This is a genomic window from Pseudomonas atacamensis, assembly GCF_017167965.1.
Taxonomy (GTDB): Bacteria; Pseudomonadota; Gammaproteobacteria; order Pseudomonadales; family Pseudomonadaceae; genus Aquipseudomonas; species Aquipseudomonas atacamensis.
Window position 1 is genome coordinate 2,287,572 of record NZ_CP070503.1, and the last position, 22,484, is coordinate 2,310,055.

Annotated in this window: 15 protein-coding genes; 10 read left to right on the top strand and 5 right to left on the bottom strand. The window is 61.4% G+C overall.

Annotated elements, in window-relative coordinates:
- Positions 1-170: 170 nt before the first annotated feature.
- Positions 171-1,400 carry an acyl-CoA dehydrogenase gene (locus JWU58_RS10465; RefSeq protein WP_016775307.1) on the top strand — a complete coding sequence of 410 codons (1,230 nt, stop codon included), beginning with the start codon at positions 171-173 and terminating at the stop codon, positions 1,398-1,400.
- Between the two features lie 138 nt (positions 1,401-1,538).
- Here JWU58_RS10465 and JWU58_RS10470 read toward each other — a convergent pair whose 3' ends face one another.
- Complete coding sequence (locus JWU58_RS10470) at positions 1,539-2,873, bottom strand: substrate-binding domain-containing protein (protein ID WP_206421882.1); 1,335 nt, start codon at positions 2,871-2,873, stop codon at positions 1,539-1,541.
- A 204-nt stretch (positions 2,874-3,077) separates the two neighbouring features.
- Positions 3,078-3,890 carry an exodeoxyribonuclease III gene (gene xthA, locus JWU58_RS10475; protein ID WP_024013433.1) on the bottom strand — a complete coding sequence of 271 codons (813 nt, stop codon included), beginning with the start codon at positions 3,888-3,890 and terminating at the stop codon, positions 3,078-3,080.
- 322 nt (positions 3,891-4,212) lie between these two features.
- On the opposite strand from xthA, the gene JWU58_RS10480 reads away from it, so the two are divergent.
- The 7 genes from JWU58_RS10480 (at position 4,213) to JWU58_RS10510 (ending at position 15,485) form a co-directional block, all read left to right on the top strand.
- A complete protein-coding gene (locus JWU58_RS10480) occupies positions 4,213-4,863 on the top strand; it encodes a GNAT family N-acetyltransferase (RefSeq protein ID WP_016775303.1) in 651 nt (216 codons plus the stop codon).
- Positions 4,864-4,929: 66 nt separating this feature from the next.
- Positions 4,930-6,657, top strand: a complete 1,728-nt coding sequence (locus JWU58_RS10485; RefSeq protein ID WP_122703744.1) for an autotransporter assembly complex protein TamA — start codon at positions 4,930-4,932, stop codon at positions 6,655-6,657.
- Entirely contained in the window at positions 6,654-10,328 is a 3,675-nt protein-coding gene (locus JWU58_RS10490) for a translocation/assembly module TamB domain-containing protein (protein ID WP_206421883.1), read from the top strand. The genes JWU58_RS10485 and JWU58_RS10490 overlap by 4 nt, the downstream gene beginning before the upstream one ends.
- Before the next feature lie 248 nt (positions 10,329-10,576).
- The gene (locus tag JWU58_RS10495; RefSeq protein ID WP_016775300.1) at positions 10,577-11,059 is read left to right on the top strand and encodes a MarR family winged helix-turn-helix transcriptional regulator; all 483 of its coding nucleotides are present in this window, start codon (positions 10,577-10,579) and stop codon (positions 11,057-11,059) included.
- Positions 11,049-12,518 carry an efflux transporter outer membrane subunit gene (locus JWU58_RS10500; RefSeq protein WP_206421884.1) on the top strand — a complete coding sequence of 490 codons (1,470 nt, stop codon included), beginning with the start codon at positions 11,049-11,051 and terminating at the stop codon, positions 12,516-12,518. The genes JWU58_RS10495 and JWU58_RS10500 overlap by 11 nt, the downstream gene beginning before the upstream one ends.
- Positions 12,519-12,533: 15 nt before the next feature.
- The gene (locus JWU58_RS10505; protein ID WP_016775298.1) at positions 12,534-13,736 is read left to right on the top strand and encodes an HlyD/EmrA/EmrK family protein; all 1,203 of its coding nucleotides are present in this window, start codon (positions 12,534-12,536) and stop codon (positions 13,734-13,736) included.
- A gap of 219 nt (positions 13,737-13,955) precedes the next feature.
- The gene (locus JWU58_RS10510) at positions 13,956-15,485 is read left to right on the top strand and encodes a DHA2 family efflux MFS transporter permease subunit (RefSeq protein WP_206421885.1); all 1,530 of its coding nucleotides are present in this window, start codon (positions 13,956-13,958) and stop codon (positions 15,483-15,485) included.
- Positions 15,486-15,602: 117 nt separating this feature from the next.
- Here JWU58_RS10510 and lpxH read toward each other — a convergent pair whose 3' ends face one another.
- Positions 15,603-16,355 (bottom strand): UDP-2,3-diacylglucosamine diphosphatase, encoded by a 753-nt coding sequence (gene lpxH / locus JWU58_RS10515; RefSeq protein WP_024013425.1) that lies wholly within the window; start codon positions 16,353-16,355, stop codon positions 15,603-15,605.
- Positions 16,352-16,858, bottom strand: a complete 507-nt coding sequence (locus tag JWU58_RS10520; protein ID WP_038862220.1) for a peptidylprolyl isomerase — start codon at positions 16,856-16,858, stop codon at positions 16,352-16,354. Before JWU58_RS10520 ends, lpxH begins: the two co-directional genes overlap by 4 nt.
- A 251-nt stretch (positions 16,859-17,109) precedes the next feature.
- On the opposite strand from JWU58_RS10520, the gene JWU58_RS10525 reads away from it, so the two are divergent.
- Both JWU58_RS10525 and cysS read left to right on the top strand, forming a co-directional pair.
- Positions 17,110-18,807 carry a glutamine--tRNA ligase/YqeY domain fusion protein gene (locus tag JWU58_RS10525; protein ID WP_024013424.1) on the top strand — a complete coding sequence of 566 codons (1,698 nt, stop codon included), beginning with the start codon at positions 17,110-17,112 and terminating at the stop codon, positions 18,805-18,807.
- An 18-nt stretch (positions 18,808-18,825) separates the two neighbouring features.
- On the top strand, positions 18,826-20,208 hold the full coding sequence (gene cysS, locus JWU58_RS10530; protein ID WP_122612129.1) for a cysteine--tRNA ligase: 1,383 nt from the start codon (positions 18,826-18,828) through the stop codon (positions 20,206-20,208).
- Positions 20,209-20,394: 186 nt separating this feature from the next.
- Here cysS and JWU58_RS10535 read toward each other — a convergent pair whose 3' ends face one another.
- The gene (locus tag JWU58_RS10535) at positions 20,395-22,233 is read right to left on the bottom strand and encodes a sigma-54-dependent Fis family transcriptional regulator (protein ID WP_206421886.1); all 1,839 of its coding nucleotides are present in this window, start codon (positions 22,231-22,233) and stop codon (positions 20,395-20,397) included.
- Between the last annotated feature and the right edge of the window lie 251 nt (positions 22,234-22,484).

Below are 22,484 nucleotides of genomic sequence, written 5' to 3' on the forward strand. Positions count from 1 at the left end.
ACGCGGCTTCTCTTGTTATTAAGTGCAAGTGTTTTGGGGCTGACGATCAGCGGATCATATATTGGTGATGAATGTTTATACACGCCGAGAATAGGCTAGGTAAATGATCAGCGCTGTTCTAGCATCGATTGCATGACTTGAACAACCTCTGCCCGAGAAGGTAACTACCCATGGATTTCGCTTATTCGCCCAAGGTTCAGGAACTGCGTGAGCGCGTGACTGCGTTCATGGACACTTACGTTTACCCGGCCGAAGCGGTGTTCGAACGCCAGGTCGCCGAGGGCGATCGCTGGCAGCCGACCGCGATCATGGAAGAGCTCAAGGCCAAGGCCAAGGCTGAAGGGCTGTGGAATTTGTTTCTGCCTGAGTCCGAGCTGGGCGCCGGCCTGAGCAACCTCGAATATGCGCCATTGGCGGAAATCATGGGCCGTTCCCTGCTGGGGCCGGAGCCGTTCAACTGCTCGGCGCCGGACACCGGCAACATGGAAGTATTGGTGCGCTACGCCAACGAAGAGCAGAAACAGCGCTGGCTCGAGCCGCTGCTGCGCGGCGAGATCCGTTCGGCGTTCGCCATGACCGAGCCTGACGTGGCGTCTTCCGACGCGACCAACATGGCCGCCCGTGCTGTGCGTGATGGCGATCAATGGGTGATCAACGGTAAGAAATGGTGGACTTCCGGCGCCTGCGATCCACGCTGCAAGATCCTGATCTTCATGGGCCTGAGCAACCCCGACGCACCGCGTCACGCCCAGCACTCGATGATTCTCGTGCCCGTCGACACCCCCGGGGTGAAAATCGTCCGGCCGCTGCCGGTGTTCGGTTACGACGATGCACCGCACGGTCACGCCGAAGTGCTGTTCGACAACGTTCGGGTGCCGTACGAAAACGTCCTGCTCGGTGAAGGACGCGGCTTCGAAATCGCTCAGGGTCGCCTTGGCCCAGGCCGCATTCACCATTGCATGCGTTCGATCGGCATGGCCGAGCGTGCGCTGGAACTGATGTGCAAACGCTCGGTGAGCCGCACCGCATTCGGCAAACCGCTGGCGCGTCTGGGCGGCAACATCGACAAGATCGCCGACTCGCGGATGGAAATCGACATGGCGCGTCTGCTGACGTTGAAAGCGGCGTACATGATGGACACCGTCGGCAACAAAGTGGCGAAAAGCGAGATTGCGCAGATCAAAGTCGTCGCACCGAACGTGGCCCTGCGGGTGATCGACCGGGCGATCCAGATGCACGGTGGGGCAGGGGTGTCGAACGATTTCCCGCTGGCCTATATGTATGCGATGCAGCGCACCCTGCGTCTGGCCGACGGCCCGGACGAAGTGCACCGCGCGGCGATTGGCAAGTTCGAGATCGGCAAGTATGTGCCGAAGGAGATGCTGCGCAGCGGCCAGTAACACCGCGTCGCCTCCCCCAGTCTGATCGTTCCCACGCTCTGCGTGGGAATGCCGCCACGGACGCTCTGCGTCCACTGTGACGCGGAGCGTCACGGGATGCGTTCCTTTGCTGCGCGTGGGAACGATCAGGCGTCAGGATCAATACACCCAAACCTCAACCCGCCGATTCTTGATCCGCCCTTCGTCCGCGCTGTTGGTCGCCACCGGCATCAGCGCACCAAAGCCGCGTACTTCGCGCATGACCACACCGTTTTTGACCAGCTCGCGCCGCACCGCCATTGCTCGCAGCTTCGACAGTAGATCAGCCCGCGCCGGGTCATCCTTCAAATCACCAAACCCCACCAGCGTCACCGCCCGCTCGGTCTTGCCATTGCGCTTTATATAGTCGAGCACCCGCGCCAGATCCTGCCGCGCCTTGTTGTCCAGACTGGCGCTGCCCTCGGCAAAACGAAAATTCACTGTCAGACGCTGAGCATGCCGGCTGAGGGATTGGTAACCCTCGGGCATCAGCGCATTCGGCGTCACGCTCATGGCTTGTACGGTCTGGCTGACAAAACCGCTGGTCGCGACGATCGCCTGTCCCTGTGGACTTTGCGCGAACGTTGCCAACGCCTGCGCCCAAGGATTGCGGCTGTCCGGCGGCAGATAAAAGAACAAGCGCCGCGACAGCGGATAATCTTCGGTGGCGATCAGACTGTTCAGCGGCAGCATCGCTTGCGAGGCGCCATCGGCAATCGCCACGGCTTTGGCCTGACGCACGTAAGGCAAGCCGATGAAGCCGATACCTTGCGGATCGGCGCTGACCGCGTCGGACAACTGCTCGCTGGATTCGAAACGCTTCGCCGCGCTGCTGAGACTTTTCCCACGCCGGCTCAGGACCAGTTCCTTGAACGTGTCGTACGTCCCGGACTGATCATCCCGCGCATACAAATGGATGGCGCCGCCACGGCTACCGAGCTCTTCCCAGGTTTTCACTTCGCCGGCAAAAATCCGCGCCAGTTGCTCGGTGTTCAACTGCTCAAGCGGGTTGGCCGGGTTGAGGATGATCGCCAGGCCGTCGATGGCAATGACTTGCTCGGCCGCCGGACTTTTCAGATCGCCGAGGGTTTGCAGGGCGAGCAGCTCGCTGTCCTTGATCTCGCGGGAAGAGGCGGCCAGATCGGCGCTGGCGTTTTTCAACGCAGCGAAACCGGTGCTGGAACCGTGGGCGGCGACTTCGATGATTACGCGTTGCCCTTGTGCGGTCTGGCCAACGATGCGTTGTTCGTTGGCGGTGTCCGGGGTTTCGCGGTGGATTTTCAGCAGGCCTTGTTCCTGCAACAGGCCTTCGACCAGCGCCGGGCCGAGTTCGGCGCCGATGGTGTTGGAGCCCTGAATGCGCAATGCCGGGCCGTTTTCGGGGATCGGCAGGGCGGCGGCGGACACCGACAGCCAGCCACTCAACAGGAAAACGCAGAGAACACGCAGGGTCATTCCGGCACCGAATCAAGCCAAGGGGATTGCCGGGGAGATTAAGTCAGGCGCGTGACCGAAATATGACAGGGATTGAAGGGTGTAAATATCAATTGTGGGAGCGAGCTTGCTCGCGAAGGCGGCATATCGGCAACATATCTGATTACTGACACTCCGCCTTCGCGAGCAAGCTCGCTCCCACAGGGATCTCAGGCAACTCGCGAATCAGGCCAGCTCAAGCCAGATCGGCGCATGGTCCGATGGTTTTTCCATGCCGCGCAGTTCGTAGTCCACGCCGGCATCCTTGACCCGTGGCAGCAGGCCATGGGACGCCAGAATCACATCGATGCGCAGGCCACGCTTCGGCTCATCTTCGAAACCACGGCTGCGATAGTCGAACCAGCTGAACATGTCGCTCACCTCGGGGTTGAGGTGACGATAACTGTCGGTCAGGCCCCAATTCTTCAGGCGCGCCATCCACTCGCGCTCCTCCGGCAGGAAGCTGCATTTGCCGGTTTTCAGCCAGCGCTTCATGTTGTCCGGGCCGATGCCGATGTCGCAGTCTTCCGGGGATATGTTCACATCACCCATCACCACCAGTGGCTGTTCATTGTGGAACTGGCTTTCCAGCAGCGCTTGCAGATCGCTGTAAAAACGTTCCTTGGCAGGGAATTTGGTTGGGTGGTCGCGGCTTTCACCTTGGGGGAAATAGCCGTTCATGATCGTCACCGGCACGCCGTTGGCATCTGCAAAAGTGCCCCAGATAAAGCGCCGCTGCGCGTCTTCTTCGTCAGTGGCAAAGCCTTTATGGATGGCGATCGGTTCGTTGCGCGAGAGCAGGGCGACACCGTAATGGCCCTTCTGGCCATGGAAGTGCACGTGGTAGCCGAGGGCGCGGATGTCTTCGTGGGGGAACTGGTCGTCGTGGACCTTGGTTTCCTGCAGGCCGATCACGTCGGGTTGATGTTTTTCGATCAGCGCTGCCAGCTGATGCGGACGGGCACGCAGTCCGTTGATGTTGAAGGAAACAATCTTCATGGTCGGCAGTCCTGGCAAAAGGGCGATGCTAGCTGACATGGGGGAGATGGGCCAGTGTGGGACAAATCATTTTGGCCTGTGGGATTTGTAGTGCCTGTCCCGGCCCCATCGCTGGCAAGCCAGCTCCCACAGGTTTTTGTGTTGTGTGGGAATGTTGTGAACGGCGCGGACACTGTGGGAGCTGGCTTGCCAGCGATGAGGCCCTCACATTCGATGAAGATCCAGGGCTGGTCTAACCTGTGAGGGAACCACGCCACCGTCAAAAGGTTCGTACCAACAAGCGCGCCAGCCTCCGAGCGCGCCCCCGGGGAGAATCACTGCAATGCCTGAAACCCAGTCCGCCGTTGCCGACATCCACATGCTCGACCGCGGCTATTCACGCGAAGCCCGCTCGTTGCTGTATCAGGCCTATCGCCACGAGCCGACCTTCGGCTACCTGTTCGAAGCCGAACGTCCCGGCTACGAACAACGCGTGCGCGCGACGGTTCGCGAGTTGGTCAAACAGCATTTTCTCCAGGACCTGCCGGCGATCGGCCTGTTGGTCAACGATCGCCTGATCGGCATTGCCCTGATCGCACCGCCGCAACGGCGCCTGGGCGTCACCGAAAGCTGGGCGTGGCGCTTGCGCATGGTGCTCAGCACCGGTTTTCGCTGCACCCGGCGTTATCTGGAATACCACGATGCCGTCGCCGCGTGCGTGCCGGGTGACTCGGTGCACATGCTGCCGCTGCTCGGCGTTCACCCGCAGTTTCAGGGCAAGCACTACGGCGAACAGTTGCTCACCGCCGTGCACAACTGGTGCGCGGTCGATGAAACCTCGCAAGGGGTGGTGCTCGACACCGGCAACCCGCGCTACCTGGAATTCTATAAAAGGCAGGGTTATCAGGAGATCGGCGAGGTTGCCGTCGGGCCGGTGCGCGAACACGTATTTTTCCACGCCAATCCGCAGGTGTTACAAACAGCAACGGGATAACGATCGAACTTCTTCACAAATTACCTGTTCTATCAGGCTCCCGAGCCCGTGATAGCATCCGCGCCTATGAAGTTTCCACGAAGATTTACCAGCGGCGTGCTGATGCTGTTATCCAGCTGCGCGGCGCTGGCGCAAAGTGAATTGGATGTACGGATCAAGCCGTCCAACGATGAACTCAAGGCCAATATAGAAGGCTATATCGGCAGCCTCGGCGATCGCGACGAAGAAGCCTTGCTGCGCTTCAGTCGCGGCGCCGAAGAGCAGGCGCGCAAAGCGGCTCAGGCGCTGGGCTACTACCAGCCGCAGATCGACAGTGACGTCAAGGGCGGGGAAAAACCGCGTCTGGTGCTGAACATCGATCCCGGCGAGCCGATTCGCCTGCGCAACGTCACCGTGCGCGTCGACGGCCCGGCGGCCTCGCTGAAATCCTTTCGCGTACCGAAGAGCGACCTGCTCAAGTCCGGCGCCGTGCTCAACCATGGCCGTTACGAAGACGCCAAACGGGTGATCCAGAACCAGGCCTCGCGCTTCGGTTACTTCAGCGGTCATTTCACCAGCCAGAAACTCATGGTCGATCCCCGCGCGGGCGTGGCCGACATCGAATTGATCTACGACAGCGGCCCGCGTTATGCGCTGGGCAAAGTCAGCTTCGAGGGCGACACGCCGTTCGACGAAGACCTGCTGCAACGCATGGTGCCGTTCAAGGAAGGCGAGCCATACGACTCGGAACTGATCGCCGAACTCAACCGCGACCTGCAATCGAGCGGCTATTTCGAAGGCGTGCGCGTCGATGCAGCACCGACGGCAGCGCAGAACGATGTGATTCCGGTCGCCGTCAAACTCGACACGCGCAAGCCGCGCACCATGGGTCTGGGCCTCGGTTATTCGACCGACGTCGGGCCACGGATCAAGGCCAACTGGACGCGCCACTGGGTCAACCCGCAGGGCGACAGCTATGGCTGGGAGGCCGAACTCTCGGCGCCCCGGCAGAACGTCGGGCTGTTCTACGACATCCCGCTCGACCCACCACTGACCGACAAACTGCGCTGGGCCGGCGGCTATCAGTTCGAAGACATCGAAGGCTCCGACACCCTGAGCAAACTGCTGACCTTCGGCCCGGAATGGCACAGCAAGTTGCCCAGCGGCTGGCAGCGGGTGATCTCGCTGAAATGGCAACGTGAAGAATACGAACTCGGCGACGACTCCGGCCTGAGCACGTTGCTGATGCCCGGCATCAGTTATTCGTACCTCAAAAGCGACAACCGCATCGACCCGCGCAACGGCTATCGCCTGAGCTTCGAAAGCAAAGTGGCCAAGGAAGGCCTCGGCTCGGACAACAACCTTTTATATGGCACCGCGCTGGTCAAAGGCCTGACCACGGTGTTCGACAAGCACCGCTTGCTCGGCCGCGTGCAGGTCGGCGGCAGCGCCACCAACGGCTACAACTCTATTCCGCCATCGCTGCGCTTCTTTGCCGGTGGCGATCAGAGCGTGCGCGGTTACGACTATCAGAGCCTGTCGCCGAAAAATTCCGATGGCAAACGGATTGGCGGTCGCTACATGGTGGCTGGCAGCGTCGAGTATCAATACTCGATCGCCGAAAAATGGCGGGTCGCGACCTTCGTCGACCAAGGCAACTCTTTCAACAAACTCGAACTGCCCGACCTCAAGACCGGGGTCGGTGTGGGTGTGCGCTGGGTCTCGCCGGTCGGGCCGATCCGCCTTGACCTGGCCCACGCGCTGGACGACGACGGCGGCATCCGGCTGCACTTTTCCATGGGGCCTGAGCTGTGAAGCGTGGTTTGAAAATAACAGCGCTGACTTTGTTGGCGCTGGTCTTGTTGATCGTCTTGAGCCTGGCCGCACTGCTTGGCACGCAGGCCGGCAGTCGTTGGGCGCTGGGCCTGGTGCCGGGTCTGAGCGTGGAGAATTTCCACGGTCGCCTCGCTGGGCAATGGAGCGCCGATCACCTGGTGTGGCAGCAGGACACCAGCCGAGTCGAGCTGAACAAGGCGATCTTCGCCTGGTCGCCACTGTGCCTGACGCGCATGACCTTGTGTATCGATCAGCTCAAGGCCGATCAGGTGATCCTGCAATTCCCGCCGAGCGAAGAAACCACCGAGAGCGGCCCGATCACACTGCCGGACCTGCAATTGCCGTTGGCCATTGAACTGGGCGATGTCGAAGTCGGCAGCCTGTTGTTCAACGGCAGCGAACAGCTCAAGGGCTTGCAACTGGCGGCGCACTGGACCGCTCAGGGCCTGCAGATCGACAGCGTGAAATTGCAGCGCGAGGAGCTCAGCCTGAACCTGTCCGGCCTGCTGCAACCGAGCGGCAACTGGCCGCTGACGATTCAGGGCGATTTGACTTTGCCGTCTCCCGGCAGCGAGCCGTGGACGCTGGCGCTGAAAGTTGAAGGTGATCTGCTGAAAACCCTCAACCTGCACGCCGACAGCCGTGGCTACCTCGACGGCCAGTTGAACGGAGAACTGCAAGCGCTGGCGGAAAACCTGCCGGCCAAGGTGCGCATCACCAGCGACGCGTTCAAGCCGAGCGCCGATCTGCCGGACACCCTGCAATTCAATCAGCTTGTGCTCACGGGCGAAGGCGACCTGAAAAACGGTTACCAACTGCTCGGCAACGCCACGCTGCCCGCCGAAAAATCGCCAGTGGCGCTGCTGCTCAAGGGCAAGGTCGACGCCAATGGCGCGCAGATCGCCGGCCTCGACCTCAATGCCAACGACACGCAAAGCCTCAAGCTCACCGGCAACGTCGACTGGAGCAAGGGCCTCAGCGCTCAGGCCAATATCAACTGGCAAGACTTCCCGTGGCACCGGCTCTATCCGGAAATCGACGAGCCGCAAGTGACGTTGCGCACCTTTACCGGCGAAGTGTCCTACACCGACGGCCAGTACCTCGGTAATTTCGACGCCGCGCTGGATGGCCCGGCGGGGGCGTTCACCCTGAGCAGTCCGTTCAGCGGCAGCCTCGAACAGATCGCCTTGCCGCAACTGGTCATGCAGGCCGGGCAGGGCAAGGCCGAAGGGCACGTCAATGTGCGCTTCGCCGACGGCATCGCCTGGGATACCGCGCTGGATCTGTCGGCGCTCAACCCGGCGTACTGGGTCGCCGAACTGCCGGGCACGCTGGCCGGGCCGTTGCAGAGCAAAGGCGAGATGAAGAATGATCAGCTCAGCCTCAGCGCCGACCTCGACCTCAAAGGCAAATTGCGCGGCCAACCGGCGATTCTGCAAGCCAAGGCTGACGGCGCGGGCGAACGCTGGAACCTCAATGCCCTGCAGATCCGCCTCGGCGACAACAGCATCAATGGCAAGGGCAGCCTGCAGGACAAACTCGGCGGACAGATCGACATCAAGCTGCCGCGTCTCGCGCAGTTGTGGCCGCAATTGCGCGGGCAGGTCAACGGTCAGGTCAACGTCGCCGGTACGCTGAAGGCGCCGCAAGGCAAGCTCGATCTGCAAGGTTCGCAACTGGCCTTCCAGGACAATCGCCTGCAAAGCCTCAACCTCGACGCCACGCTCGACAGTGCGCAGCGGGCGAAGATCAATCTCAAAGGCAGCGGCATTCAGACTGGCGATACCTCGTTGGGCACCCTGACCGCCAGTGCTCAGGGCGATATCAAAAGCCAGAAACTCAACCTCGACCTGATCGGACCGAAGCTGAAACTGGCGCTGGGGCTGGACGGCAATCTGGACAAGGGCAACTGGCGCGGACGCTTGGCCAGTGGCGACATTCAGGCCGGTGGCCAGGACTGGAAGCTGCAAAGCCCGGCCAAGCTGGAACGCCTGGCGGACGGCCAGATCAATTTCGGCGCGCATTGCTGGCTGTCCGGCAACGCCAGCCTGTGTGGCGAAGACCAGCGCCTGATGCCCGAGCCGAAGCTGCGTTATCACCTCAAGCAATTCCCGATCGAAAGCCTTGCGCAGTGGCTGCCCAAGGACTTCGCCTGGCAGGGCCGACTCAACGCCGATCTGCAACTGGACTTGCCGGCGAGCGGCCCGAACGGCGTGGTCAGTGTCGATGCCAGCGGCGGCACCCTGCGCGTGCGCGACAAGGATCAGTGGCTGGATTTCCCCTACCAGACCCTCAAACTCAACAGCAAGCTCACGCCGAAGCGCGTCGACACCGAGCTCAATTTTGTCGGCGGCAAACTCGGCGAATTGCTGGTCCAGGCGCAGCTCAATCCGCTGCCGAAAAACAAACCGCTGAGCGGCTCGTTCCGCCTTTCCGGCCTCGATCTATCGGTGGCGCGGCCGTTCGTGCCGATGGTGGAAAAACTCACCGGCCGGCTCAACGGCAGCGGCACTATTTCCGGTGGCCTGCTCGCACCGCTGGTCAACGGCACCGTGCAGCTCAGCGATGGCGAAGTGTCCGGCGCCGAACTGCCGATGGAGCTGCAGAATCTGCAACTGACGGCGGCAATCGCCGGCGAATCGGTGCGCCTGGACGGTGGCTGGGACAGCGGCAAGACTGGCAAGGGCAGCCTCAACGGCAACGTCGCCTGGGGTCAGGCACTGGTGGTCGATCTGGCGCTCAAGGGCACGCAATTGCCGGTCAGCGTCGAACCCTACGCCAAACTGGAAATGGCCCCGGATCTGAAGATTTCCATGGCCGGCGATGAGCTGAAAGTTGCCGGCAAGGTGCTGGTGCCGAAAGGCGAAATCACCGTGCGCGAGCTGCCGCCATCAACCGTGAAAGTCTCCGACGACACGATCATCGTTGGCGCGCAGACCGAAGAGGGCAAACCACCGATCGCGATGAAAATGGACATCGACGTAATCGTCGGCCAGGACAAGCTGAGCTTTGCCGGTTTCGGCCTGACCGCGAATCTGCAAGGTCAGGTGCACATCGGCGACAACATGGACACCCGTGGCGAACTCTGGCTCAACGACGGCCGCTATCGCGCCTACGGCCAGCGCCTGACGGTGCGTCGCGCGCGTCTGTTGTTCGCCGGTCCCATCGACCAGCCGTATCTGGACATTGAAGCGATCCGCCAGACCGACGACGTCATCGCCGGTATTCGCCTGAGCGGCAGCGCCGAACAGCCAACCACGCAGATCTTCTCCGAACCGGCGATGAGTCAGGAACAGGCGCTGTCGTACCTGGTGCTGGGCCGTCCGCTGAGCACCAGCGGCGAAGACAACAACATGCTCGCGCAAGCGGCATTGGGTCTGGGTCTGATGGGCAGCGCCGGGATCACCAGCGGCCTGGCCAAGGATCTGGGTATTCAGGACTTCCAACTCGACACCCAAGGCAGCGGCAACGACACCAGCGTCGTCGCCAGCGGCAACATCTCGGAAAAACTCAGCCTGCGCTATGGAGTGGGTGTATTCGAACCGGCCAGCACCATCGCCCTGCGCTACAAGCTGAGCAAGAAGGTCTACGTCGAAGCGGCGAGCGGCGTGGCGAGCTCGCTGGATATCTTCTACAAGCGGGATTTCTAGCTCTCGCTCCCTTCAATGATCGTTCCCACGCTCTGCGTGGGAATGCCTCAAGGGACGCTCTGCGTCCCCGCTCTCAAAAATCGACGTAGAGCGTCCCCGGCTGGATTCCCACGCGGAGCGTGGGAACGATTCAGCGTGACCGGTCAGCGACTGATTACCAAGCCCCCTAACTATTGCGTTGACATTCGCTGCCTAAGCAGTAACATCTCGACATACATTCACTGCCTAGGCAGTTATCAGGTCGACCCATGAAGCATTTCACCCCGGAAGAATTCAAACATTGCCACCTCGGCCTGTTGCTCGGTCGTGCCGCGTTGCTCAAGGACCGTATCATCGATACCCACATGGAACCGCACGGCATCACCGCCGCGCAGTTCAAGGTGTTGATCATCATGGCCCAGTTCGGCGTCGACACCCCGGCCGAGCTGTGCCGGCATCTGTCGCTGGACAGCGGGTCGATGACGCGCATGCTCGATCGTCTCGAGCAGAAGGCTTTTCTGCTTCGTCAGCGCAGCGAAGGCGACCGGCGTCAGGTGCAACTGAAACTGACCGAGCAGGGCCAGCAACTGGCTGATCGTCTGCCGCACATCGGTGCCGATGCGATGAATGAACTGGCCGGCGCGATCTCCCGCGAAGAGCTGAAAACCCTGGAATACATCCTGAAGAAAATCCTGCTGGCCGCCGGTGATCCGATCACCATCCAGCGTCTAGGTGATCACAATGAGCGCTAACACTTTGCGCAGCAGCCTGACGCTGTTGCTATCGGCGATGATCCTCGCCGGTTGCGCCAATTACAGCGCCCTCGACACCGAAGGCCAGCGCCTCGACGCGAAGAGCCTGAAGACAGCGCAGTCTCTCGATGGCATCACCCTGTCGCCAGCGGCGTGGCCGAAAAGCGATTGGTGGAGCAGCCTCGGCGATCCGCAGCTCGACGGCCTGATCCGCGAAGCCCTGCACGACAGCCCGGACATGCAGATCGCCGCAGCCCGCGCCCATCAGGCCAGTGCCGCCGCCTATGCCGCCGATGCCGAGCGTTATCCGACCCTCGACGCCAGCGCCGGCATCAGCCGTTCGCGGCTGGCTCGTGATCAGGATCCGCTGGGGCAGGGCGGCGCCTATGCGACGGTGCGCAATGTCAGCGCCGGTTTCAATTACAACTTCGACTTGTGGGGCGGTCAGCGCGATGCCTGGGAAGCCGCACTCGGCGAGGCTCGCGCTGCTGAAGTCGACCGTCAGGCCGCGCAGCTGACACTTGCCGCTGACGTCGCCCGTGCGTATAGCGATCTCGGTCAGGCGCACATCGTTTACGACCTCGCCAGCGAAGACCTCAAGCGCACCCGGCAAATGCTCGACCTCAGCCAGCGCCGCTTGAGTTCGGGAATCGACAGCCAGTACCAGTTCCAGCAAACCCAGAGTCTGGAAGCCAGTTCTCAGGCCAGCCTGATCGACGCGGAAAAACGCTTGAACAGCGCGAAAATCGCCTTGGCCGTATTGCTCGGCAAAGGCCCGGATCGTGGCAACGAAATCGCTCGACCGAAAGTCCTGCAAGCCAGCGCCGTGGCGGTGCCGTCGGTGTTGCCGGCGGAACTGCTCGGACGCCGCCCGGATCTGGTCGCGGCGCGCTGGCGTGTCGAGGCGGCGAGCAAAGACATCGATGCGGCGAAAACCCGTTTCTATCCCAACCTCAATCTGTCGGCCTCGGCCGGCGCCGAGTCGTTGCTGGGTGATGCGATGTTCGGTTCGGCCAGCCGCTTCTTCAACATCGCGCCGACCGTATCGCTGCCGATCTTCGATGGCGGACGCCTGCGCGCCAACCTCGATGCCCGCGACGCCGATTACGATCTGGCGGTGGCGCAGTACAACAAAAGCCTGGTGAAAGCCCTCGGCGATGTCGGCGATACGATCAATCAGCTGCGCGATATCGGCCGGCAGATCGGCGCGCAGCAACACGCCACCGACATTGCTCAGGACTCTTACAACACCGTCGTCCAGCGTTACGGTTCCGGCATCGGCAACTACCTGGACGTGCTCAGCATCGAGCAGCAATTGCTCCAGGCCCAGCGTCAGCTGGCGACCCTCAATGCCGAGCAGATCGACCTGTCGATTCAACTGATGCAAGCGCTGGGCGGCGGCTTTCAGGGTGAAAACCTGAACGCAGCCAACGCCAGCCCCGCCTCGTCGCACTACTAATTCAAGGTATTTGTCATGGCCACTGCCGAAAACACCCAAGCTCAAGACAACACCCCGGACACCGGCAACCCGCGCAAACGCAAGGTGATGCTGCTGGCCCTCGCCGTGGTCGTCCTGCTCGCCATTGCCGGCGTCTGGGCCTATCACGAATTCATCGGGCGCTTTAACGAAAGCACCGACGATGCCTACGTCAACGGCAACGTGGTAGAGATCACACCGCTGGTCACCGGCACCGTGGTCAGCATCGGCGCCGATGACGGGGATCTGGTCCAGGAAGGCCAGGTGCTGGTCAACTTCGACCCCAACGACGCCGAAGTCGGCCTGCAAAGTGCCAAGGCCAAACTGGCGCGCACTGTGCGTCAGGTGCGCGGCCTGTATAGCAACGTCGACGGCATGAAAGCTCAGGTCAATGCGCAGCAGGCCGAAGTGCAGAAAGCCCAGGACAACTACAACCGGCGGAAAAATCTCGCCCAGGGCGGGGCGATTTCCCAGGAAGAGCTGTCCCACGCCCGCGACGACCTGACCTCGGCGCAGAACGCTCTGGCCAACGCCAAACAGCAACTGAAAACCACCAGCGCACTGGTCGACGACACCGTGGTCTCGTCGCATCCAGACGTAATGTCGGCCGCTGCCGATCTGCGTCAGGCCTACCTGACCAATGCCCGCAGCACCTTGATCGCGCCGGTCACCGGTTACGTCGCCAAGCGCACCGTGCAACTCGGTCAGCGTGTGCAGCCGGGCACCGCGCTGATGGCGGTGATTCCGCTGGATCAGCTGTGGATCGACGCCAACTTCAAGGAAACCCAACTGCGTGACATGCGCATCGGCCAGCCAGTGGATATCGAGGCCGACATTTACGGCAGCGACGTGAAATACAGCGGCACCGTCGACAGCCTCGGCGCCGGTACCGGCAGCGCATTTGCCTTGCTGCCGGCACAGAACGCCACCGGTAACTGGATCAAGATCGTCCAGCGCGTGCCAGTGCGTATCCACATCAATGCCGAAGAGCTGGCCAAGCACCCGCTGCGTGTCGGTCTGTCGACCAATGTCGAGGTCAATCTGCACGACCAGAGCGGCCCGGTGCTGGCCCAGCAACCGCCGCAAAAAGCCTCGTTCAGCACCAACGTCTACGAGCGCCAACTGGCCGAGGCGGACGCGATGATTGCCCAGTTGATTCACGACAACAGCGCAGCAGCAGGCAAGACCGCACAGCGCTGAGAGCACACCGGATCAGAAGCAGGCTCTGTGGTGAGGGGTTATCTGTGGCGAGGGGATTTATCCCCGCTGGACTGCGCAGCAGGCCCGTTTTTCCTGAGCCAAAAGAGGGGCCGCTTCGCGACCCAGCGGGGATAAATCCCCTCGCCACAAGGGCCTGCTACCACAGGGCCGGCTGTGTTCATCAGGCCGCAGCGACCATCAGGTTTCATAGGATTCACAATGAGCAATAACGCTTCTTTCACGCCGCCCAGCCTGTTGCTCAGCACCATCGGCCTGTCGCTGGCGACGTTCATGCAAGTGCTCGACACGACCATCGCCAACGTGGCGTTGCCGACGATTTCCGGCAACCTCGGGGTGAGTTCGGAGCAGGGCACCTGGGTCATCACCTCGTTCGCCGTGAGCAACGCGATTGCGCTGCCACTGACCGGTTGGCTGAGCCGCCGCTTCGGCGAGGTGAAGTTGTTTCTGTGGGCGACGATGCTGTTTGTACTGGCGTCGTTTCTCTGCGGTATCTCGACTTCGATGCCCGAGCTGATCGGCTTTCGCGTGCTGCAAGGCTTGGTAGCCGGGCCGCTGTATCCGATGACGCAGACGCTCTTGATCGCGGTGTATCCGCCGGCGAAACGCGGGATGGCCCTGGCGCTGCTGGCGATGGTCACGGTGGTTGCGCCCATTGCCGGGCCGATTCTCGGCGGCTGGATCACCGATAGTTACAGCTGGCCGTGGATCTTCTTCATCAACGTGCCGATCGGCATCTTTGCGGTGATGGTGGTGCGTTCGCAACTGGCGAAACGGCCGGTGGTGACCAGTCGCCAGCCGATGGATTACGTCGGCCTGATCACACTGATCATTGGCGTCGGCGCGTTGCAGGTGATCCTCGACAAGGGCAATGACCTGGACTGGTTCGAATCGAACTTCATCATCATCGGCGCGGCAATCTCCGTGGTGGCGCTGGCGGTGTTCGTGATCTGGGAAATGACCGACCGCCATCCGGTGGTCAACCTGCGCCTGTTCGCCTATCGCAACTTCCGCATCGGCACGCTGGTGCTGGTCTTGGGTTACGCAGGCTTCTTCGGCATCAACCTGATCCTGCCGCAGTGGTTGCAGACGCAAATGGGCTACACCGCGACCTGGGCTGGACTTGCCGTGGCGCCGATCGGGATTCTGCCGGTGTTGCTGTCGCCATTTGTCGGCAAGTACGCGCACAAGTTCGACCTGCGTCTGCTTGCCGGCATTGCGTTTCTGGCGATTGGCCTGAGCTGCTTCATGCGTGCCGAGTTCACCAACGAAGTCGACTTCCAGCACATTGCGCTGGTGCAGTTGTTCATGGGCATCGGCGTGGCGCTGTTCTTCATGCCGACCTTGAGCATTCTGATGTCGGACTTGCCGCCAAGCCAGATCGCTGACGGCGCAGGCCTGGCGACTTTCCTGCGGACACTGGGCGGCAGCTTCGCAGCCTCACTGACCACCTGGATCTGGATTCGCCGGGCCGATCAGCATCATGCGTATATGAGCGAGAGCATCAGCACGTTCGAGCCAGCTACCCGCGAGACCTTGAATCAATTGGGCGGGGCGAGCCAGTCGGCGTATGCGCAGATGGATCAGATCCTCACGAGCCAGGCGTACATGCTCTCCACCGTGGATTACTTCACGTTGCTGGGCTGGGGATTCATGGGGTTGATTCTGATCGTGTGGCTGGCTAAGCCGCCGTTTGCCGCCAAGGCAGGGCCTGCTGCCAGCGGGCACTGATCGCGCAAGATCGTTCCCACGCTCTGCGTGGGAATGCCTCAACGGACGCTCTGCGTTCGGCTCTGGATGGGACGCGGAGCGTCCCGGGCTGCATTCCCACGCGGAGCGTAGGAACGATCATGCGCTCGGGGCAGGCAGGGCGGGTGGCGGGGCGAAATCGAACGGCGCCAAGGCATACCCGCTCTCATCCACCTGCAACGCCCAACCCTGACGATCCCAATCCCCCAGCACAATCCGCTTCGCCGCCTGCTCACCAAGCTGCAACTTGTGAATTGCCGGGCGGTGGGTGTGGCCGTGGATCAGAGTCTTCACGCCGAATGCCTGCATCACTCGCGGAATCTCTTCCGGGGTGACATCGACAATGTCATTGGCTTTCATCCGCGTCTGTGCACGGCTTTCGCTGCGTAGCTTGCGCGCCAGTTTGTGGCGGCTGCTCAGCGGCAGATGGCGGAGGATGAACAGGGTAATCGGGTTGCGCAGGTAGCGGCGCAGCTTCATGTAGCCAACGTCGCGGGTGCACAGGCTGTCGCCGTGCATCAGCAGCACCGGTTCGCCGTAGAACTGCACGACACTCGGATCCTTCAGCAAGGTGCAGCCGGCCTGTTTGCAGAAGGCCTTGCCAAGCATGAAATCGCGATTGCCGTGCATCAGGAATATGGCCGTGCCGCTGTCGCTCAAATCGCGCAGGGCCTGGCAGATGGAACGCTGAAAGGGCGTCATGGCGTCGTCGCCGATCCATGCCTCGAAGAAGTCGCCGAGGATGTACAACGCACTCGCCGAGCGGGCGCGTCCGGCGAGCAAATCCAGAAACGCCCGGGTAATGTCCGGGCGCTCCTCTTCCAGATGCAAGTCTGAAATCAGCAATATCACGCTGCGATGATCTCGGCTTTCTCGATGATCACGTCGTCTGCTGGTACGTCCTGGTGGCCGGCCTTGGAAGTGGTCGACACGCCTTTGATCTTGTCGACAACGTCGGTGCCGGCGGTCACTTTACCGAATACCGCGTAGCCCCAGCCCTGAGTGGTCTTGCCGCTGTGGTTGAGGAAGGTGTTGTCGGCGACGTTGATGAAGAACTGCGCCGATGCCGAATGCGGCTCCATGGTGCGGGCCATGGCGACGGTGTATTTGTCGTTGGAGAGACCGTTGTCCGCTTCGTTCTGGATGCTTGCGCGCTTGTCTTTCTTCTCTTTCATGCCTGGCTCGAAACCGCCGCCCTGGATCATGAAGTTGCCGATGACGCGGTGGAATACGGTGTTGGTGTAGTGACCGGCGTTGACGTACTCGATGAAGTTGGCAACGGTGATCGGCGCCTTTTCAGCGTTCAGTTCGATGACGATGTCGCCATGGTTGGTGGTCAGTTTGACTTGAGTCATGGTCATTACTCTTCATAGGGAATTCGTGGTTCTGGGACATTGAGCCCCACAACCGGTTCAGCCTGCTTCGGCCAAGGTGCGCAGTTTAGCGTGACAGGCGCGAATTTCGAGGCGGTTTTTCATTTCCCGGCGATTAAATGCGTGCCTTTATAAGAGCTGCTCTGTCAGGCCCTTGACAGCATCGGCTATGATAGCGGCTTTGTTTTGTCTGGCCCCTCTTTGCGGCCGCGCACCTGTACGTCAAGGATCCTATGAGCAAGCCCACTGTCGACCCTACCTCGAATGCCAAGTCCGGCCCTGCCGTGCCGGTCAACTTCCTGCGGCCGATCATCCAGGCAGACCTGGACTCGGGCAAGCACACCCAGATCGTGACTCGCTTCCCGCCGGAGCCCAACGGCTACCTGCACATCGGCCACGCCAAGTCGATCTGCGTCAACTTCGGCCTGGCCCAGGAGTTCGGTGGCGTCACGCACCTGCGTTTCGACGACACCAACCCGGCCAAGGAAGATCAGGAATACATCGACGCGATCGAAAGCGACGTCAAATGGCTGGGCTTCGAATGGTCCGGTGAAGTGCGCTACGCCTCGCAGTATTTCGACCAGTTGCACGACTGGGCGGTCGAGCTGATCAAGGCCGGCAAGGCCTACGTTGACGACCTCACTCCGGAGCAGGCCAAGGAATACCGTGGCAGCCTGACCGAGCCGGGCAAGAACAGCCCGTTCCGTGACCGTTCGGTTGAGGAAAACCTCGACCTGTTCGCGCGCATGAAGGCCGGTGAATTCCCGGACGGCGCGCGCGTGCTGCGGGCGAAGATCGACATGGCCTCGCCGAACATGAACCTGCGCGACCCGATCATGTATCGCATCCGCCACGCCCATCACCACCAGACCGGCGACAAGTGGTGCATCTACCCGAACTACGACTTCACCCATGGGCAGTCGGACGCCATCGAAGGCATCACCCATTCGATCTGCACCCTCGAGTTCGAAAGCCATCGCCCGCTGTACGAGTGGTTCCTGGAGAACCTGCCGGTGCCGGCGAACCCGCGCCAGTACGAGTTCAGCCGTCTGAACCTGAACTACACGATCACCAGCAAGCGCAAGCTCAAGCAACTGGTTGACGAGAAGCACGTCAATGGCTGGGACGATCCGCGGATGTCCACGCTGTCGGGCTTCCGCCGCCGTGGCTACACGCCGAAATCGATCCGCAACTTCTGCGAAATGATCGGCACCAACCGTTCCGACGGCGTGGTCGATTTCGGCATGCTCGAATTCAGCATCCGTGACGACCTCGACCACAGCGCCCCGCGCGCGATGTGCGTGCTGCGTCCGCTGAAAGTGGTCATCACCAACTACCCGGAAGGCCAAGTCGAAAACCTCGAACTGCCACGCCACCCGAAAGAAGACATGGGCGTGCGCGCGCTGCCGTTTGCCCGGGAAATCTACATCGACCGTGAAGACTTCATGGAAGAGCCGCCGAAGGGCTACAAGCGCCTGGAACCGGCCGGTGAAGTGCGTCTGCGCGGCAGCTACGTGATCCGCGCCGACGAAGCGATCAAGGACGCCGACGGCAACATCGTCGAACTGCGTTGCTCGTACGACCCGGACACCCTCGGCAAGAACCCGGAAGGGCGCAAGGTCAAAGGCGTGATCCACTGGGTGCCGGCCGCCGCCAGCGTCGAGTGCGAAGTGCGTCTGTACGATCGCCTGTTCCGTTCGCCGAACCCGGAGAAGGCCGAAGACAGCGCCAGCTTCCTCGACAACATCAACCCTGACTCGCTGCAAGTGCTGACCGGTTGTCGCGCTGAGCCATCGCTCGGCAACGCCCAGCCGGAAGACCGTTTCCAGTTCGAGCGCGAAGGCTACTTCGTCGCAGACCTGAAGGACTCGAAACCCGGTCAGCCGGTATTCAACCGTACCGTGACCCTGCGTGATTCGTGGGGCCAGTGAGTGAGTCAAGGAACTAACGTGCTAACGATCTACAACACGCTCAGCAAGAGCAAAGAAGTCTTCAAGCCGCTGGATGGCAACAAGGTGCGCATGTACGTCTGCGGGATGACCGTGTACGACTACTGCCACCTCGGCCACGGCCGCAGCATGGTCGCGTTTGACCTGGTGACGCGCTGGCTGCGCTTCAGCGGTTATGACCTGACCTACGTGCGCAACATCACCGACATCGACGACAAGATCATCAATCGTGCCCGCGAGAACGGTGAGTCGTTCGAAGCGCTGACCGAGCGCATGATCGCCGCGATGCACGAAGACGAAGCGCGCCTGAACATCCAGAAGCCGGACATGGAACCGCGCGCCACCGATCATATCGCCGGCATGCACGCAATGATCCAGACCCTGATCGACAAGGGCTACGCCTATGCGCCGGGCAATGGCGACGTGTACTACCGCGTCGCCAAGTTCATGGGCTACGGCAAGCTGTCGCGCAAGAAGATCGAAGATTTGCGCATTGGCGCGCGCATCGAAGTCGACGAGTCGAAACAAGACCCGCTCGACTTCGTCCTGTGGAAAGCTGCCAAGCCGGGCGAGCCGAGCTGGGAATCGCCATGGGGCGCCGGGCGTCCGGGCTGGCACATCGAGTGCTCGGTGATGTCGACCTGCTGCCTCGGTGAGACCTTCGACATTCATGGCGGCGGCAGCGACCTGGAGTTCCCGCACCACGAAAACGAAATCGCCCAGAGCGAAGCGGCCACCGGCAAGACCTACGCCAACGCGTGGATGCATTGCGGGATGATTCGCATCAATGGCGAGAAGATGTCCAAGTCCTTGAACAACTTCTTCACCATCCGCGACGTGCTCGACAAGTACCACCCGGAAGTGGTGCGTTACCTGCTGGTATCGAGCCACTACCGCAGCGCGATCAACTATTCGGAAGATAACCTCAAGGACGCCAAGGGCGCACTGGAGCGTTTCTACCATGCGCTGAAAGGCCTGCCGAGCGTGGCGCCGGCGGGCGGCGAAGCGTTTGTCGAGCGTTTCACCACGGTGATGAACGACGACTTCGGCACCCCTGAAGCCTGCGCCGTGCTGTTCGAGATGGTGCGCGAGATCAACCGTCTGCGTGAGAGCGATCTCGATGCAGCGGCGGGACTGGCGGCACGTCTGAAAGAACTGGCGAGTGTGCTGGGTGTGTTGCAGTTGGAGGCGGATGACTTCCTGCAGGCCGGCGCTGAAGGGCGGGTCGACGCGGCTGAAGTCGATGCACTGATTGCGGCGCGCCTGGCAGCTCGGGCGGCGAAAGACTGGGCCGAGTCGGACCGGATTCGTGATCAGCTGACGGCGATGGGCGTGGTGCTGGAAGATGGCAAGGGTGGGACTACCTGGCGTCTGGCTGACTGAGGCCCACAGCCCCTCCCATGATCGTTCCCACGCTCTGCGTGGGAATGCCTCAACGGACGCTCCGCGTTCGGCTCTGTAGGGACGCAGAGCGTCCCGGGCTGCATTCCCACGCAGAGCGTGGGAACGATCGATTGAAACGCGATCCCTGTAGGAGCCGCCGAAGGCTGCGATCTTTTGATCTGGCTTTTAATTGCCAATCTGCCGCAACCGCTTGTACAGCGTATTCCGACTCACCCCCAACCGTCGCGCCAGGTGCGAAATATTCCCCCCGGCCGCCTTCAACTCGCGATTCAACGCCTCAACATCATTCAAATCCAGCCCCAGCGGCGCCGCTGTTTCCACCGGCTCCATCTCCAGGTCGACAAAAAAATCATCCGGCAGATGCTCAGCCCGCACCGGTTGTTCCTCGGCCATGGCCAGTGCCACCTGCATCACGCTGCTCACCTGACGCAAATTCCCCGGCCACGGATGCTTTTCAAACAACTCCAGAACTTCAGGGCTCAGCCCCGCCCATTGAGTCGGCTCGCGATGTTGCTCCCACAGCCGTTTGAACAGCGCCTGCTTGTCACTGCGTTCGCGTAACGGCGGCAGCTCCAGGGTCAGGCCGCCGATGCGGTAGTACAAGTCTTCGCGAAAGCGGCCGAGTTGCACCTGCTCGCGCAACGAACGGTTGGTCGCGGAAATGATCCGCAGATCAACCGGGAACAACTCGCTGCTGCCCACCGGCTGCACGCAACGCTCCTGCAACACGCGCAACAAACGCGCCTGGGTCGGCAGCGGCATGTCACCGATCTCATCAAGAAACAGCGTGCCTTTGTCGGCCTTGCGGATCAGGCCGATGCTGCCTTTCTGGCTGGCCCCGGTGAACGCGCCTTTCTCGTAACCGAACAACTCGGACTCGACCAGTTCAGCGGGGATCGCTGCGCAATTCACCGCGATGAATGCCTGTTTGCTCCGCGAGCTGGCCTGGTGCAAGGCTTTGACGAAGACTTCCTTGCCGACGCCGGTCTCACCGTGGATCAACAACGGAATGTCTTTTTCCAGCAAGCGCTCGGCTTGACGCACGGCCTTTTCCACGCGGCTGTCGCCGAAATGCAGCGTACTGAGACTGATCGCACTGGCTGGCGCAGGCTTGTCCTCGGCGACAAACACGCGCGCTTGCACCGGTGCCTGTTTCGGCCGTTTCAGCAAGCACTGGAAACGGTTGCGTCCAGAGGTCTGCAAGGCAAACGGCAGACCTTCGGGCTGATTGATCAACTCCAGCAGCGACACCTTGAACAGGCTTTCAACGCTGACGCGGGACAAACGCACACCGAGCAGATTGTCGGCGCGGCGATTGGCCGACAGCACCTGTCCGCTCTCATCGAAAATCAACAGCCCCGCCCACTGGCTGTCGAGGTTGTTCAACCCGGTGTTGAAGGTCAGTTGAAAATGCTGGCCATGGAACAGGTTGAGGATCAGCCGGTTCTCCACGGTCTGGCTCATCATCTTGACCATGCCCAAGGTGTGCGAGGGCGGCAGGTAGCTGTCGCTGGAGACATCGAGCACGGCGATGACCTTGCGCTCGGCGTCGAAAATCGGCGCGGCGGAGCCGGTCATGAAGCGGTTGGCCTTGAGAAAGTGTTCGTCGTGTTCGATGTGCACCGCCTGCTCACAGGCCAGTGCGGTGCCGATCGCGTTGGTACCGCTGCTGCGCTCCATCCAGCTCGCCCCGGCCTGAAAGCCCCGGGCCAGATTCGGCTCGATAAAGCGCTGTGTGCCCCACGAGGTCAGCACCTGGCCCTGATTGTCGGCGAGCATGATCAGGCAGTTGGAGTTGCTGAGGATGTTTTCGTAGTAGGGCAGGACTTCCTGATGCGTGGTCTGCACCAGCGAATGATGGCTGTCGAGCAACCGTGCAATGCCGGCGGCGGGCAATTGATCGAAGGCCGGGGCGCTCTGGTGGTCGAGGCCGAACGCGCGGCAACGTTGCCAGGAGGTCTGGACGATCGCGTCGTGGGACAGCGGCGAAGCAGGTGCGGCCATGGGGCGAGCCTCTGAGTGCAGCGATTTTATTATTGTTATGAACCCGATCTTCAAAACTCCACAAACCCCCTGTGGGAGCGAGCCTGCTCGCGAAAGCGTCGGTTCAGTCAATGGATTCATTGAATGACACACCGCTTTCGCGAGCAGGCTCGCTCCCACAGGGGATCCATTTGCATTGAGGATTGGGCAAAAGCGTGCATAGAGTGTTGTTCACTATTGTTCATTGTCAATCACCCCGACTGTTCAAAAGT

Bases quoted from the DNA above. Each gene is read 5' to 3' on its own strand.
- JWU58_RS10495 (WP_016775300.1), top strand. From the start codon at position 10,577: ATGAAGCATTTCACCCCGGAAGAATTCAAACATTGCCACCTCGGCCTG.
- JWU58_RS10510 (WP_206421885.1), top strand. From the start codon at position 13,956: ATGAGCAATAACGCTTCTTTCACGCCGCCCAGCCTGTTGCTCAGCACC.
- JWU58_RS10535 (WP_206421886.1), bottom strand. From the start codon at position 22,233: ATGGCCGCACCTGCTTCGCCGCTGTCCCACGACGCGATCGTCCAGACC.
- JWU58_RS10520 (WP_038862220.1), bottom strand. From the start codon at position 16,858: ATGACTCAAGTCAAACTGACCACCAACCATGGCGACATCGTCATCGAA.
- JWU58_RS10500 (WP_206421884.1), top strand. From the start codon at position 11,049: ATGAGCGCTAACACTTTGCGCAGCAGCCTGACGCTGTTGCTATCGGCG.
- JWU58_RS10470 (WP_206421882.1), bottom strand. From the start codon at position 2,873: ATGACCCTGCGTGTTCTCTGCGTTTTCCTGTTGAGTGGCTGGCTGTCG.
- JWU58_RS10525 (WP_024013424.1), top strand. From the start codon at position 17,110: ATGAGCAAGCCCACTGTCGACCCTACCTCGAATGCCAAGTCCGGCCCT.
- JWU58_RS10480 (WP_016775303.1), top strand. From the start codon at position 4,213: ATGCCTGAAACCCAGTCCGCCGTTGCCGACATCCACATGCTCGACCGC.
- xthA (WP_024013433.1), bottom strand. From the start codon at position 3,890: ATGAAGATTGTTTCCTTCAACATCAACGGACTGCGTGCCCGTCCGCAT.
- JWU58_RS10465 (WP_016775307.1), top strand. From the start codon at position 171: ATGGATTTCGCTTATTCGCCCAAGGTTCAGGAACTGCGTGAGCGCGTG.
- JWU58_RS10485 (WP_122703744.1), top strand. From the start codon at position 4,930: ATGAAGTTTCCACGAAGATTTACCAGCGGCGTGCTGATGCTGTTATCC.
- JWU58_RS10505 (WP_016775298.1), top strand. From the start codon at position 12,534: ATGGCCACTGCCGAAAACACCCAAGCTCAAGACAACACCCCGGACACC.